A 14,925-nucleotide genomic window follows, 5' to 3' on the forward strand; every position below is an offset into this window, starting at 1 on the left:
GGTCTCCCACGGTTCAAACGGCCGAGCCATCCTTGGCAAAATGCAGCTTAGACAGATTAGACAAGCGCGCCGGATGCAATTTCGCCCTTGCTCCGCTAGCATTACCGGCTTCCGCTTTCCAGTTGCGACGGTTTTCGATGAGTTATCAGGTTCTTGCACGTAAATGGCGTCCGCGCTCGTTCCGCGAAATGGTCGGCCAGACCCATGTGCTCAAGGCTCTGATCAATGCCTTGGACAGCCAGCGGCTGCACCACGCCTATCTGTTTACCGGCACCCGCGGGGTGGGCAAGACCACCATCGCGCGGATCATTGCCAAATGCCTGAACTGTGAAACAGGCATCACTTCCACGCCGTGCGGCACCTGCTCGGTGTGCTGCGAGATCGATGAGGGGCGTTTCGTCGACCTGATCGAGATCGACGCCGCGAGCCGGACCAAGGTCGAGGACACCCGTGAACTGCTGGACAACGTGCAGTACGCACCGAGCCGCGGGCGCTTCAAGGTCTACCTGATCGACGAAGTGCACATGCTCTCCAGTCACTCGTTCAACGCGTTGCTCAAGACCCTCGAAGAGCCGCCGCCCTACGTCAAGTTCATCCTGGCGACCACCGATCCGCAGAAGCTGCCGGCGACCATCCTGTCGCGCTGCCTGCAGTTTTCCCTGAAAAACATGACCCCCGAACGGGTGGTGGAGCACCTCAGTCATGTGCTGGGCGTGGAGAACGTGCCGTTCGAGGACGATGCGCTGTGGCTGCTGGGCCGCGCCGCCGACGGCTCGATGCGCGACGCCATGAGCCTGACCGACCAGGCCATCGCCTTCGGTGAGGGCAAGGTCATGGCCGCCGATGTGCGGGCCATGCTCGGCACCCTCGATCATGGCCAGGTCTACGACGTGCTGCATGCCTTGATCAATGGCGATGCCAAGGCGCTGCTGGAAGCGGTACGTCATCTGGCGGAGCAAGGTCCGGACTGGAACGGCGTACTCTCGGAAATTCTCAACGTGCTGCACCGGGTAGCGATCGCCCAGGCCCTGCCGGAAGGGGTCGACAACGGTCATGGCGACCGCGATCGGGTGCTGGCCCTGGCCCAGGCGCTGCCGGCCGAAGACGTGCAGTTCTATTACCAGATGGGCCTGATCGGCCGCCGCGACCTGCCCTTGGCGCCGGATCCGCGGGGGGGCTTCGAGATGGTCCTGCTGCGGATGCTGGCCTTCCGCCCGGCGGATACGGCGGATGCGCCGAGACAGCCGCTAAAGCCAGTGGGGATCAGCCAGGCCACAGTTGATTCCGCCCAAGCCGTGGCGGCACCAGCTCCTGCTGTGCCTGTGGCTGCCGTTGCGCCGATTGCCAGCGCGCCGGTTGCGGCTGCCGCGCCCGTTCCAGCGCCGGCGGCCGCTCCAGCACCTGTCGTGCCGGAGGTGGTCCAAGCGCTGGTCGTTGAACCAGAGCCGGCGGTCGCTGAAGAAGTGATCGACCTGCCTTGGAATGATCCGGTAGAGCCGCCGGCGGAGCAGCAGGCCGCTGTGGAGCCGCTGCTGGACGTGGTTGCCGAACAGCCCGAGCTGACGCCGATGCCGACTCCTGCGCCGGACAGCGTGGTGCCGGACGCGCCGGAGTGGGTCAGTGCGCCGGTGCCCGAGCCGAGTGTGGCCGAGGTCGATGCCGCCACACCGGGAATCGACCTGGACGACGAACCGCCCCTGGACGAGGACTACATCGAGCCGGACATGGATTCGGCCTACAGCTACCTCGACGAACTGGCCAGCGAGCACGCCGCCGAACCGGCCCCGGAACCCGAGCCGGAGCCCGCCGCCAAGCCGGCCACCGGCCTGGCCCTGGAGTGGCTGGAACTGTTTCCCAAGCTGCCGATTTCCGGCATGACCGGTAGCATCGCCGCCAACTGCACCCTGATGGCTGTGGATGGCGACAATTGGCTGCTGCACCTGGACCCGGCCCATAGCGCCCTGTTCAACGCCACTCAGCAGCGTCGTCTCAACGACGCGTTGAACCAGTACCATGGCCGCACCCTCAACCTGGCCATCGAGCTGATCAAGCCCGAGCAGGAAACCCCGGCCCAGGCGGCTTCACGGCGCCGCGCCGACCGTCAGCGCGAGGCGGAGGATTCGATCCACGGTGATCCGTTCATCCAGCAGATGGTCCAGGAGTTCGGCGCCTTGGTGCGCCACGATACTATTGAACCTGTCGAGGCCCCGGCCGCGCAGGGTTGATTGCTTAAAGGGCGCCGGGCCGCGGGCCGGGCGCTGTTTCCATCCCCGTACTTTGAGGTAATTCCCATGATGAAAGGTGGCATGGCCGGCCTGATGAAGCAGGCACAGCAGATGCAGGAAAAAATGGCCAAGATGCAGGAAGAACTGGCCAACGCTGAAGTCACCGGCAAGGCCGGCGGCGACATGGTCACTGTGGTCATGACCGGCCGTCATGACATCAAGCGCGTGAGCATCGACCCGAGCCTGCTCGAAGGCGTCAGCGAAGATGACCGTGAAGTGCTGGAAGACCTGTTTGCCGCGGCGGTCAACGACGCCGTGCGCAAGATCGAGTCCAACAGCCAGGAAAAAATGTCCGGCATGACCGCCGGCATGCAACTGCCTCCAGGCATGAAGCTGCCGTTCTGATTCGCCCCGGCGCTTCGGATGGACGCACACAAGCCAGGCCTCGAGCCTGGCTTTTTTGTGCCGTCGATCAGCCCCGCTGTGCAGGCATCCCCTGGTTGGAAAGATCGAACGTCATTGTCCCTTCGGGGTCTGCACCCTATACCGTCCTCTTCCATCCTCGAAACAGGAGTGTCTGTGATGCCGCAAACATTGACCCTCAACCAGCGCGTGGTGCTGGTCTCGCGCCCTCAGGGCGCGCCGGTCCCGGAGAACTTCCGCCTGGAACGGGTGGCCTTGCCGGAGCTGGCCGACGGCCAGGTTCTGCTCAAGACCCTCTACCTGTCCCTGGACCCCTACATGCGTGGACGCATGAGCGACGCGCCGTCCTATGCCGCACCGGTGGAAATCGATGAGGTCATGACCGGTGGCGCGGTGAGTCGGGTCGAGCGCTCGCTGAATCCGAAGTTTCAGGAAGGCGATCTGGTGGTGGGCGCCACCGGCTGGCAGAGCCACTGCATCAGTGATGGCCGCAACCTGATTCCCGTGCCTTCCGGCCTGCCCAGTCCCTCCATGGCCCTGGGCGTGCTGGGCATGCCTGGGATGACGGCTTACATGGGGTTGATGGACATCGGCCAGCCCCAGGCCGGGGAAACGCTGGTGGTGGCCGCGGCCTCCGGCGCCGTGGGCTCGGTGGTGGGGCAGGTGGCCAAGCTCAAGGGGCTGCGGGTGGTAGGTGTGGCGGGTGGCGCCGAGAAATGCCGGTATGTGGTTGAAGAACTGGGCTTCGACGCCTGTGTCGATCACAAGCGTGCGGATTTTGCCGACGAACTGGCCCAGGCTTGCTTCAAGGGGGTGGACATCTATTTCGAGAACGTCGGCGGCCAGGTATTCGATGCGGTAGTCCCCCTGCTCAATCCCCGGGCACGCATTCCCCTGTGCGGGCTGATAGCCCAGTACAACGCCCAGGAGCTGCCACCGGGGCCGGATCGCCTGCCGCTGTTGCAGCGCACCTTGTTGACCAAGCGGGTGCGGATGCAGGGCTTTATCGTTTTCGACGACTACGGCGACCGCCACCCGGAATTCATCAAGGCCATGGCGCCCTGGGTGCGTGAAGGCAAGGTCAAGTTCAAGGAGGACGTGGTGCAGGGCCTGGAGCAGGCCCCTGAAGCCTTCATCGGTCTGTTGGAGGGGCGCAACTTCGGCAAGCTGGTGGTCAAGGTTGCGCCGGACGCGAGCATTTGACGCTATCCCGAGGCGCGGGTATAAACCGCGTCTCGTCGTTTTGTCGGACCTTTGCCCATGAGCTTCAGCCCCCTGATTCGCCAACTGATCGACGCCCTGCGCACTTTGCCGGGCGTGGGTCAGAAAACCGCCCAGCGCATGGCCTTGCAACTGCTCGAGCGTGATCGCAGTGGCGGCTTGCGCCTGGCCCAGGCCCTGAGCCAGGCCATGGAAGGGGTCGGGCACTGCCGTCAATGCCGGACCCTGACCGAAGACGAACTGTGCCCGCAATGTGCCGATCCACGCCGTGATGACACGCTGCTGTGCGTGGTGGAAGGTCCGATGGATGTCTATGCGGTGGAGCAGACCGGCTATCGCGGTCGTTACTTCGTGCTCAAAGGCCACTTGTCGCCTCTGGATGGCCTGGGGCCGGAAGCCATCGGCATTCCGCAGTTGCTGGCGCGGATCGAGGAGCAGGGCAGCTTTACCGAGGTCATCCTGGCCACCAACCCCACGGTGGAGGGCGAAGCTACGGCCCACTACATTGCCCAGCTGCTGACCAACAAAGGCCTGATCACTTCGCGCATCGCCCATGGCGTACCGCTGGGTGGCGAGCTGGAGCTGGTGGATGGCGGCACCCTTGCTCACTCCTTTGCCGGTCGCAAACCCATAGCCCTGTAGCGTTGGTGGGCCGGCGCCGGCGTACCGGGCGGGGGCGGAGATACGGATCGCCTTGAAAACCAAGCAAGCGCTTGGTAAGTTCCCTCGACCCTTCAGAGGAGCTTGCCGATGTCTGCCTGCCAGGAATACTTCGACCCCAGCCACCAGTTGGTCCGCGACAGCGTGCGACGCTTCGTCGAGCGCGAAATTCTCCCCGAGATCCAACAGTGGGAGGAGGCTGAAAGCTTTCCCCGTGAGCTGTATCTCAAGGCCGGTGCCGCCGGGATTCTCGGCATCGGCTATCCCGAAGCCCTGGGCGGCAGTCACGAAGGTGATCTGTTCGCCAAGATCGCCGCCAGCGAAGAGTTGATGCGCAGCGGTTCCGGCGGCCTGGTGGCAGGGCTGGGGTCGCTGGATATCGGCCTGCCGCCGATCGTCAAATGGGCCCGCCCCGAAGTGCGTGAGCGGGTTGTGCCCCAGGTGCTGTCCGGAGAGAAGATCTGCGCGCTGGCGGTGACCGAGCCCAGTGGCGGGTCGGACGTGGCCAACCTGCAGACCCGCGCCGTGCGCGACGGCGATCATTATCGGGTCAGCGGCAGCAAGACCTTCATCACCAGTGGCGTGCGCGCCGATTACTACACCGTCGCGGTGCGTACCGGAGAACCGGGCTATGGCGGCATCAGCCTGCTGCTGATCGAGAAGGGCAGTCCCGGTTTCACGGTGGGCCGGCAGTTGAAAAAGATGGGCTGGTGGGCTTCGGACACCGCCGAGCTGTTTTTCGACGATTGTCGGGTGCCGGTGGGCAACCTGATCGGTGCCCAGAACATGGGCTTCGCCTGCATCATGGGCAACTTCCAGAGCGAGCGCCTGGCCCTGGCGCTGATGGCCAACATGACCGCGCAGATGGCGCTGGAGGAGAGCCTGAAGTGGGCCCGGGAGCGCGAGGCGTTCGGCAAGCCCATCGCCAGGTTCCAGGTGCTCAAGCATCGTCTGGCGGAGATGGCCACGGCCCTGGAGGTGTCCCGGGAGTTCACCTATCGCCAGGCCGCACAGATGGCTGCCGGCAAAAGCGTGATCAAGGAGATTTCCATGGCCAAGAACTTCGCCACCGACACCGCCGACCGCATCACCCACGATGCGGTGCAGATACTCGGCGGCATGGGCTACATGCGCGACAGTCTGGTGGAGCGCCTGTACCGGGATAACCGCATCCTCTCCATTGGCGGCGGCACCCGCGAAGTGATGAACGAAATCATCAGCAAGCAGATGGGGCTCTAGCGTTCGCTCAGGGAGAACTGGGTCAGGCAGAACGTCGGGATGCCCATGTCTTCCAGCTTCTGCGAGCCTCCCAGTTCCGGCAGGTCGATAATGGCGGCGGCCTCGTAGATTTTCGCGCCCATGCGTCGTACCAGGTTGGCGGCGGCGATCAGGGTGCCGCCGGTGGCGATCAGGTCATCGAACATCAACACCGAGTCGCCTTCGCACAGGCTGTCGGCATGCACTTCAAGGAAGGCTTCGCCGTACTCGGTCTGGTAACCCTCGGCCAGTACATCGGCCGGAAGCTTGCCCTGTTTGCGGAACAGAATCAGGGGTTTGTTCAACTGGTAGGCGATGATCGAGCCGATCAGGAAGCCTCGGGCATCCATGGCGCCGATGTGGCTGAAGTCTTCTTCGACATAACGCTGGGCGAAACTGTCGGCCACCAGGCGCAGGGCCCGGGGAGACTGGAACAGGGGAGTGATGTCACGAAAGATCACCCCGGGTTTCGGGAAGTCGATGACGGGGCGGATCAGGGATTTGATGTCAAAGGAGTCGAAGGCCATCTGCGGGTGTCCTGGCGGGCAATTTGGGCCGCGCCAGTATAGCCGCGACCGAGCGGCTTGGCTCAGTCGCGAGCACCGTGGATCAGCCTTCCACCGAGCCCCCGGCCAGGGCGCACAGCTGGATCGGATCGAGGATGTGCACTTCCTTGCCTTCGGCGGCAATCAGTTCGTTCTGCTGGAACCGGGTGAACACCCGGGACACGGTTTCCACCGCCAGGCCCAGGTAGTTGCCGATTTCATTGCGCGACATGCTCAGGCGGAACTGGTTGGCCGAGAAGCCGCGAGCGCGGAACCGGGCCGACAGGTTGACCAGGAAGGTGGCAATGCGTTCGTCGGCGGTCTTTTTCGACAGCAGCAGCATCATCTGCTGGTCGTCACGGATTTCCCGACTCATGACGCGCATCAACTGGCGGCGCAGTTGCGGCAGTTGCAGGGCCAGTTCGTCGAGACGTTCGAAGGGGATTTCACACACCGAAGTGGTTTCCAGGGCCTGGGCCGAAACCGGATGGCTTTCGGTGTCCATGCCGGACAGCCCCACCAGCTCGCTGGGCAGGTGGAAACCGGTGATCTGCTCTTCGCCGCTGTCGCTGAGGCTGAAGGTTTTCAGGGCGCCCGAACGCACGGCATACACCGAGTCGAAGCCGTCACCCTGACGGAACAGAAATTCGCCTTTTTTCAATGGGCGGCCACGTTTGACGATTTCGTCCAGCGCGTCCATGTCTTCCAAATTCAAGGAAAGTGGCAGGCACAGAGGGGCCAGGCTGCAATCCTTGCAATGGGCCTGGTTATGAGCGCGCAGTTTAACTGGCTCGGACATTCTAGAATCCTTGTGGGAAAACACACATAAGCCGTAAGGGTAACTCACGGGAGGAGGTTCCGGCCAGTCCGTGCCGTATTAACTGTGAGTCGTAAAGCAATCCTTTTGTGGGTCGATAACCTGTTAACGAAAACAACTTGGAGCGCCGCAACTATGTCCTTTGTTGGCGGTATTACTAATGGCAGCAATAACTTGCAGCCACTTTCTGAATCTTCGAAAAGCAACGATGCGGATGAACTAAGGGGTTCGCCGTTAGTTGCAGAACCTATGGTTGGAGAGGGCGTCAAAGTGTCGCTGTCGGGGGCCGGACTGAAGAAATCCTCCAGTGCTGCGGGCGATGACAGTGACATCGAGGAAAGTGGCCTGCCCGAAAATATTCAACAGCTCCTCAAAATGATCAGAAAATTGCAACAACAGATTGCTGAAAAGCTGGCCCAGCTTCAGGCCGTCATGGCCGACAAGCACCTGGGGCCGGAGGAGGCCAAGGCCAGGATCGGTAGCCTGCAATCGGCCCTGGCGGCCCTCAACAGCGGATTGCTGACCGCCAACGCCTCATTGGCCAAGGCGATGAGGGAGGCCGGCTTGAGTCCCGAGCAGGTGGTGAAAGCCTCTGCTTTGCTCATGAAATCCTAAATGACCCGGGAAAAACGCTGGCGATTCTGCTGCCCCAGGTAGGCATCGAAGATCATGCATACCGAACGCACCAACAGGCGTCCCGCCGGAAGTACGGTAATGGCCTCGGGGCTTAGTTGAATCAGTCCATCGTCGTCCATTTCCTGCAAGTCTGGCCATAGTTCATTGAAATAGCCGCGAAAGTCGATATTGAAGGCTTGCTCTATGTCCTCGAATTTAAGACTAAAGTTGCAGATCAGTTGTTGAATAACTTCACGGCGCAGACGGTCGTCGGCATTACAGACCAGGCCGCGACTAGTGGCCAGTTGTGCGCCTGCCAAAGCATTTTGATAGTGCGTCAGATCACTGCTGTTCTGGCAATAGAGATCACCGATCTGGCTGATCGCGGAAACGCCCAAGCCGATCAGGTCGCAATGACCGTGGGTGGTGTATCCCTGGAAGTTGCGCTGCAGGGTCGATTCTTCCTGGGCGATCGCCAATTCATCATCGGGAAGGGCGAAATGATCCATGCCGATGTAGCGATAACCGGCGGCGGTCAGTTGCTCGATGGTGCGTTGCAGCATTTCCAGTTTCTCCGCCGGCGCCGGCAGCTCGCTGCCGTTGATCCGTCGTTGCGGCATGAAGCGCTCGGGCAGGTGGGCGTAGTTGAACACCGAGAGCCGGTCGGGCTGCAGGCTGATGACTTCTTCCACGGTGCGGGCAAAGTGTTCCGCGGTCTGCTTGGGCAGGCCGTAGATCAGGTCGATGTTGATGGAGCGAAATTGCAGCGTGCGAGCCGCTTCGATCACCGCTCGGGTTTCCTCCAGGCTCTGCAGGCGGTTGACGGCGCGCTGCACCGCCGGGTCCAGGTCCTGTAGACCGATGCTCACCCGGTTGAAGCCCAGCTCTCGCAGCAGCCCCATGGTCGACCAGTCCGCTTCACGAGGGTCGATCTCGATGCCGTAGTCGCCGGAGTCATCCTCGAGCAGGTTGAAATGCTTGCGCAGCAACGCCATCAGCTGGCGCAACTCGTCGTGATTGAGAAAGGTCGGGGTGCCGCCGCCGAAATGCAGCTGCTCGACCCGCTGGTTGGGCGCCAGGTGGCAGGCGATCAGTTGCATCTCCTGTTCCAGGCGTTGCAGGTAGGGCAGGGCCCGGCTGCGATCCTTGGTGATGACCTTGTTGCAGGCGCAGTAGTAGCAGATGTTGGCGCAGAACGGGATGTGCACGTACAGCGACAGCGGGCGCTGGGCCTTGCGGCTGTCACGCAGGGCGTGCAGCAGATCAAAGGCACCGACCTGGCTGTTGAATTGCACGGCGGTCGGGTACGAGGTGTAGCGCGGTCCCGCCAGGTCATAGCGGCGGATCAGATCTGTGTCCCAACGAATGGCGTCGAGCATGCGGGAATTCCCCCGGATAGGCTGGCAGTGTTCGCGAGTCTAGGAGGTTAGGGGCGCGGCCATCTTGACTTGTATCAAGGGTGTTCGGGAGCTGCCGGGCTAGCGCCGGCGGGGCGTGTGGGCCCGGTTGCCGGGCAGTGCCCCGGGGTCAGTGGCCCATCAGCCAGTGCTGGTGAGGGCCGGGCAAGGTCCAGAGGCCGAAGAGGATGACCAGCAGGCCGCCGGTCAGGCGCACGCTGCGTCGACGCAACAGGGCCGTGACCCGTTCCGCCGCCAGGCCGGTGGCCAGCAGGACCGGCCAGGTGCCCAGGCCGAAGGCCAGCATCAACAGGGCACTGTCGAAGGCATTGCCCTGGCTCGCCGACCACAGCAGGGTGCTGTACACCAGGCCGCAAGGCAGCCAGCCCCACAGCGCCCCCAGGAGCAATGCACGAGGCAGGCTGGAAACCGGCAACAAACGACTGGCCACTGGCTGGATATGCCGCCATAGCCCTTTGCCAAGCCCTTCGATGCGGGTCAGGCCGCTCCACCACCCGGCGAGGTACAGGCCCATGGCGATCAGCAGCAGCCCGGCCAGTATCCGCATGAACAGCGCGACCGGGCTGTTGGCCACCGCCCAGCCGGCCAGGCCCAGCAACAGGCCGGCCAGGGCGTAGCTGAGGACGCGGCCCAGGTTGTAGGCCAGCAACAGGCGAAACCGCCGGCTGCGCTGCTCCCGGGGGATCGCCAGGGTCAGGGCGCCCATCAGGCCGCCGCACATGCCCAGGCAGTGACCGCCGCCCAGCAGGCCGAGTATCACTGCCGAAACCAGCAGGGGCGCCAGTTCAAGCATGGGGTGGTTCCGTTTTGCGGGTGGCTTCGGTGGGGGCGTCGGGCTGGCCCTTGGCTTCGTCCACCGCGGCGGTGTGGCTGGGGTCCTGATCGTCGAACAGGATGCTGTGGGCCGGACCGTCGAGGTCGTCGTACTGACCGCTGTCCACGGCCCAGAAGAAGATGTAGATGGCGATGGCCACGATTAGCAGCGCGGCCGGGATCATCACGTAAAGAGCTGGCATCTGGACTCCAGGCCCGGCGGCTCAGGCCGGCAACGGGCGGGGTTCGGGGGTGCAGGCACTGGCGGCCGACCGCGGCATGCGGGTCAGGCGCAGGGCATTGAGCACCACGGTCAGTGAACTGATGGACATGCCGACCGCGGCCCACACCGGGGTGATCCAGCCGAGGGCGGCGAACGGCAGCATCAGGCCATTGTACAGTCCGGCCCAGAGCAGGTTCTCGATAATCACCCGGCGGGTCCGGCGCGCCAGGCTGAAGGCCTGCACCAGCGCGTCCAGGCGATTGGACAGGAGCACCGCATCGGCGCTGGTCTTGGCCAGGTCGGTGGCCGACCCCATGGCGACGCTGATATCGGCGGCGGCCAGCACCGGGACGTCGTTGACGCCATCGCCGAGCATCAACACTTTGCGGCCCTGTTGATGCAGTTGTTGCAATACCTGCAGTTTGTCGTCCGGACGCAGACCGCCCCGGGCCTCATCGATCTGCAGCTCGGCCGCGACGCTGGCGACCATCGGCGAGCTGTCTCCGGACAGCAGCAGGGTATGCCAGCCGCGAGCCTTGCAGGCGGCCAGGAGCGCGGGGGCGTCGCTGCGCAGCCGGTCATCGAGCACCAGCCAGGCGAGGGCGCCCTGGCTGTCCCCCAGCAACAGCCACTGCCCGGCTTCGTCGGGCATGCTCGGCACCGGGCAGCCGCTGAGTTCGCAGACGAAGGTCGGCTGGCCGATGCGCAGGCGCTGTTCGCCCACCAGGCCTTCCAGGCCCAGGCCCGGGCTGCTGGTGACGTCTTGCGCGGCCACCGGGGCGCGGCCGAAGGCTCGGGCGATCGGATGTTCGGAGCGGTTCTCCAGGGCGGCAGCGAGACTCAGGCAGTCATCGCTGGACAAGCGCCCCAGGGGGCGGATGGCGCGCAATGCCAGGCGTCCCTCGGTCAGGGTGCCGGTCTTGTCGAAAATCACTGTGTCGATCTGGTTCAAGCCTTCCAGCACGTGGCCGCGAGTCAGCAGCAGGCCAAGCTTGTGCAAGGTGCCAGTGGCGGCGGTCAGGGCGGTCGGGGTGGCCAGGGACAGCGCGCAAGGGCAGGTGGCGACCAGCATGGCCAGGACGATCCAGAAGGCTCGCGAGGCGTCCAGTTGCCACCACAGCAGGCCGATGGCCGCAGCCGCGATCAGCGAGAACAACAGGAACCACTGGGCCGCACGGTCGGCCACTTCGGCCAGCCGGGGTTTTTCCGCCTGGGCCCGGTCCAGCAGGCGGACGATGGCGGACAGCCGGGTGTCCTGGCCCAGGGCCTGAACCTCCACCGTCAGCGCGCCTTCGACGTTCAGGGTGCCGGCAGTGACGCTATCTCCCAGGCTGCGTGGCTGTGGCAGGTACTCGCCGGTGAGCAGGGATTCGTCGATGCTCGACTGGCCATCGAGGATCTTGCCGTCGGCCGGCAGCACCGCACCGGGGTGCACCAGCACCCGGTCGCCCAGGCGCAGTTCGGTGAGCAGGATGCGTTCACTCTGGCCGTCCTGGCCCAGGCGCAGGCAGGAGGCAGGCAACAGGTTGACCAGCTGCGCGGTGGCCGCTGCGGTGCGTTCCCGGGCCCGACGTTCCAGGTAGCGGCCGGCGAGGAGGAACAGGGCGAACATGCCGACAGCGTCGAAGTACAGTTCGCCGACACCGCTGATGGCGGTCCAGATTCCCGCCAGGTAGGCCCCGCCTATGGCCAGGGATACCGAGACATCCATGGTCAGGTGACGGGTGCGCAAGTCGCGCATGGCGCCTTTGAAGAAGGGCGCGCAGCTGTAGAAGACGATCGGGGTGGTGAGGAACAGCGCGACCCAGCGCAGGATGGTGTGCAGTTCCGGACTCAGGTCGATATTGAATTCCGGCCAAGTGGCCATGGTTGCCATCATTGCCTGGAACCACAGCAGCCCGGCAACCCCCAGCTGGCGCAGGGCCAGGCGGTTCTCGCTGGCCAGTTGTTCGGAGGCGCGGTCCGGCTGGTAGGGGTGGGCCGCGTAGCCGATGTGACGCAGTTCGCTGAGCACCTGGCTCAGCGGGAGTTGGCTGTCGGCCCAGCGCACGTGCAGGCGGTGGTTGGACAGGTTGAGACGGGCCTCGGCCACGGCCGGCAGGCTGCGCAGGTGTTTTTCGATCAGCCAGCCGCAAGCGGCGCAACTGATGCCTTCCATGAGCAGGGTGGTTTCGGCCAGTTCGCCCTGGTGACGGACGAAAGGCTGTTGCACATCGGCACGGTCGTACAGTGCCAGCTCGTCAATCAACTGCACGGGCAGGGCTTCGGGGTTGGCCGAGGCTTCGCTGCGATGGCTGTAGTAGTGCTCCAGACCGCCGGCGACTATGGCCTCGGCCACTGCCTGGCAGCCCGGACAGCAGAACTCCCGGGATTCGCCGAGCACGACGGCGGTGAACCGGCTGCCGGCGGGAACCGGCAGGGCGCAGTGGTAGCAGGGCAGTGGCGTGGTCATCGGCGATCTTTGTGGTCGGGGAAAAACTCATCGCCGGCCGCTCGACTCCAGTCCTGGAAAAAGGGTCGGAGGCGGCGGACCGGCGATGGATGACGGGGGTGAATCAGTTCAGGTCTTCCGCGCCTTGCAGCGGCTCGTCACCCAGCAGCAGGTCCTTGTCGTGGCTGACCTGTTCCTCTTCGAACATGCGCCAGGTCTTGTCGCCTTCGACGCCCAGCAACTCGACGAAGCGTCGGCCTTCGACCTGGTCGTTCAACTGGCCGATGTAGCGACCGTGTTCGCTTTCGCTGCGGGCCAGGGTGATCTTGCGGTCTTTCTCCGGCTGGGTCGGCGAAATCAGGTTCAGCTCCAGGGTCTTGGGCTGGCTGTCGCCGCTCAGGCGCAGCTCCACTTCGCCCGTCAGCTCGTCCAGATGCACGCTGGCGCGCATCTTCAGGGTCTGGGCCAGCAGCTCGCGATCCAGGGAGCGGTTGATGCCCTTGCCGGCCTCGTAGTAGTTGTCGTTGACCAGGTTGTCCGGGTTGTTCACGGCAATGGTCACCATGGACAGGGTCAGGGTCACCGAACAGGCGAGAATGCCAATGATGATCCAGGGCCAGAGGTGTTTGTACCAGGGGCTGGTGGCGGTAGCTGCGGGCATGATCACTTCTCTTGGCTCTTAACGGATTTGTGGGCCGATGAATCGGCTCTTGGCTTCAACGTGGACGCTGCTGTCGTCGGCATCCTCAAGGATGAACTTCACCTCGTTGGTGGTCGAGGGCAGGTGATCCGGAGCAATCGACAGCTCCACCGGCATGCTGACGATATCGCCGGCCGCCACGTGGATTTCGCGTTTGCCCTGCAGTTTCAGATCCGGCAGGCCGGCTGCGTCAAGCACATAAGTGTGATCGCGCTGGTCCTTGTTCATGATCTTCAGGCTGTAGACGTTCTCGATCCGCCCTTCGGCGTTTTCGCGGTACAGCACGCGGTCCTTGCTGACGTCGAAACCCACCAGCGAGCGCATGAAGAATGCGCTGATCAGCAGGCTGATCATGGCCAGCAGCACCAGGGCGTAGCCAATCAGGCGTGGGCGCAGTTTATGGGTTTTCTGCCCGGAGAGGTTGTGCTCGGTGGTGTAGCTGATGAGCCCGCGGGGGTAGTCCATCTTGTCCATGATGCTGTCGCAGGCGTCGATGCAGGCGGCGCAGCCGATGCATTCGATCTGCAGGCCGTCGCGGATGTCGATGCCGGTCGGGCAGACCTGGACGCACATGGTGCAGTCGATGCAGTCGCCCAGGCCCTGAGCCTTGTAGTCGGCGCCTTTCTTGCGTGGACCACGGCTTTCGCCACGGCGCGGGTCGTAGGAGACGATCAGGGTGTCCTTGTCGAACATCACGCTCTGGAAGCGCGCGTAGGGGCACATGTAGATGCACACTTGTTCGCGCAGCCAGCCGGCGTTGCCGTAGGTGGCCAGGGTGAAGAAACCGACCCAGAAATACGACCAGCCATCGGCCTGGCCGGTGAAGAAGTCGATGACCAGTTCGCGGATCGGCGAGAAATAGCCGACGAAGGTCATGCCGGTGACGAAACCGATCAGCAGCCAGAGGCTGTGCTTGCTCAGCTTGCGCAGGAACTTGTTGGCGCTCATGGGCGCCTTGTCCAGCTTGATCCGCTGGTTGCGGTCGCCTTCGGTGACCTTTTCGCACCACATGAAGATCCAGGTCCAGACGCTCTGCGGGCAGGTGTAGCCGCACCAGATACGTCCCGCATAGACGGTGATGAAGAACAGGCCGAAGGCGGCAATGATCAGCAGGCCCGAGAGCAGAATGAAGTCCTGGGGCCAGAACGTGGCACCGAAAATGAAGAACTTGCGCTCTGGCAGGTTCCACCAGACGGCCTGGTGGCCGCCCCAGTTGAGCCAGACGGTACCGAAGTACAGCAGGAACAATCCGGCGCCGCCGAGCATGCGCAGGTTGCGGAACAGGCCAGTGAAGGCGCGGGTGTAGATTTTTTCCCTGGAGGCGTAGAGATCGACGCTGTTGGTCGCGTTTTTGGCAGGCGGGGTAACGTCTTGTACGGGAATCTGGTTGCTCATCATTGCATCCCACGGCAGTGGAAAAATGCCTCGGTCAGTACGTGCCGACCGCGGTCAAAAGAGGTGTTGCAGTGGCGCAATGATACGCCTGTAGCTCTAGCGCAAGGGTGCGACCTTTGGTCGCGTTGGGGGAAATCAACTGATGGTGTAATGACTTGAATCAATTGACTTGTGGATTATGG

14 protein-coding genes are annotated in these 14,925 nt (G+C 63.6%); 6 read left to right on the plus strand and 8 right to left on the minus strand.

Going from position 1 to position 14,925, the window contains the following annotated elements:
• The first annotated feature begins 137 nt into the window (after positions 1–137).
• The 5 genes from dnaX (at position 138) to POS17_RS09540 (ending at position 5,768) form a co-directional block, all read left to right on the plus strand.
• Positions 138–2,225, plus strand: a complete 2,088-nt coding sequence (gene dnaX, locus POS17_RS09520; protein ID WP_060838326.1) for a DNA polymerase III subunit gamma/tau — start codon at positions 138–140, stop codon at positions 2,223–2,225.
• 66 nt (positions 2,226–2,291) lie between these two features.
• Positions 2,292–2,630 carry a YbaB/EbfC family nucleoid-associated protein gene (locus POS17_RS09525; RefSeq protein WP_015634779.1) on the plus strand — a complete coding sequence of 113 codons (339 nt, stop codon included), beginning with the start codon at positions 2,292–2,294 and terminating at the stop codon, positions 2,628–2,630.
• Positions 2,631–2,807: 177 nt separating this feature from the next.
• Positions 2,808–3,851: an NADP-dependent oxidoreductase gene (locus tag POS17_RS09530; protein ID WP_060838327.1), complete on the plus strand. Its 1,044-nt coding sequence runs from the start codon at positions 2,808–2,810 to the stop codon at positions 3,849–3,851.
• Between the two features lie 57 nt (positions 3,852–3,908).
• Entirely contained in the window at positions 3,909–4,511 is a 603-nt protein-coding gene (gene recR / locus POS17_RS09535) for a recombination mediator RecR (RefSeq protein WP_016966588.1), read from the plus strand.
• A 108-nt stretch (positions 4,512–4,619) separates the two neighbouring features.
• Complete coding sequence (locus POS17_RS09540; RefSeq protein ID WP_060838328.1) at positions 4,620–5,768, plus strand: acyl-CoA dehydrogenase family protein; 1,149 nt, start codon at positions 4,620–4,622, stop codon at positions 5,766–5,768.
• Here POS17_RS09540 and POS17_RS09545 read toward each other — a convergent pair.
• The gene (locus POS17_RS09545; RefSeq protein ID WP_016966592.1) at positions 5,765–6,313 is read right to left on the minus strand and encodes an adenine phosphoribosyltransferase; all 549 of its coding nucleotides are present in this window, start codon (positions 6,311–6,313) and stop codon (positions 5,765–5,767) included. The two genes, POS17_RS09540 and POS17_RS09545, sit on opposite strands and share 4 nt — an antisense overlap.
• 82 nt (positions 6,314–6,395) lie before the next feature.
• Positions 6,396–7,130: a Crp/Fnr family transcriptional regulator FnrA gene (fnrA, locus tag POS17_RS09550; protein WP_011060230.1), complete on the minus strand. Its 735-nt coding sequence runs from the start codon at positions 7,128–7,130 to the stop codon at positions 6,396–6,398.
• A 153-nt stretch (positions 7,131–7,283) separates the two neighbouring features.
• Between fnrA and POS17_RS09555 the strand changes: the two genes are divergently transcribed.
• Positions 7,284–7,763, plus strand: a complete 480-nt coding sequence (locus POS17_RS09555) for a hypothetical protein (protein ID WP_060838329.1) — start codon at positions 7,284–7,286, stop codon at positions 7,761–7,763.
• Here the strand turns inward: POS17_RS09555 and hemN are convergent.
• The 6 genes from hemN to ccoG all read right to left on the minus strand — a co-directional run bounded on the left by hemN (position 7,760) and on the right by ccoG (position 14,743).
• A complete protein-coding gene (gene hemN, locus POS17_RS09560; RefSeq protein WP_060838330.1) occupies positions 7,760–9,142 on the minus strand; it encodes an oxygen-independent coproporphyrinogen III oxidase in 1,383 nt (460 codons plus the stop codon). The two genes, POS17_RS09555 and hemN, sit on opposite strands and share 4 nt — an antisense overlap.
• Before the next feature lie 148 nt (positions 9,143–9,290).
• Entirely contained in the window at positions 9,291–9,974 is a 684-nt protein-coding gene (locus tag POS17_RS09565; RefSeq protein WP_060838331.1) for a sulfite exporter TauE/SafE family protein, read from the minus strand.
• The gene (gene ccoS, locus POS17_RS09570; RefSeq protein ID WP_060838332.1) at positions 9,967–10,197 is read right to left on the minus strand and encodes a cbb3-type cytochrome oxidase assembly protein CcoS; all 231 of its coding nucleotides are present in this window, start codon (positions 10,195–10,197) and stop codon (positions 9,967–9,969) included. Before ccoS ends, POS17_RS09565 begins: the two co-directional genes overlap by 8 nt.
• A gap of 21 nt (positions 10,198–10,218) precedes the next feature.
• The gene (locus tag POS17_RS09575) at positions 10,219–12,669 is read right to left on the minus strand and encodes a heavy metal translocating P-type ATPase (RefSeq protein ID WP_060838333.1); all 2,451 of its coding nucleotides are present in this window, start codon (positions 12,667–12,669) and stop codon (positions 10,219–10,221) included.
• Positions 12,670–12,772: 103 nt separating this feature from the next.
• Positions 12,773–13,309: a FixH family protein gene (locus POS17_RS09580; protein ID WP_060838334.1), complete on the minus strand. Its 537-nt coding sequence runs from the start codon at positions 13,307–13,309 to the stop codon at positions 12,773–12,775.
• 18 nt (positions 13,310–13,327) lie between these two features.
• A complete protein-coding gene (gene ccoG / locus POS17_RS09585) occupies positions 13,328–14,743 on the minus strand; it encodes a cytochrome c oxidase accessory protein CcoG (RefSeq protein ID WP_060838335.1) in 1,416 nt (471 codons plus the stop codon).
• Between the last annotated feature and the right edge of the window lie 182 nt (positions 14,744–14,925).

The sequence above is a fragment of the Pseudomonas sp. Os17 genome, from assembly GCF_001547895.1.
GTDB lineage: Bacteria > Pseudomonadota > Gammaproteobacteria > Pseudomonadales > Pseudomonadaceae > Aquipseudomonas.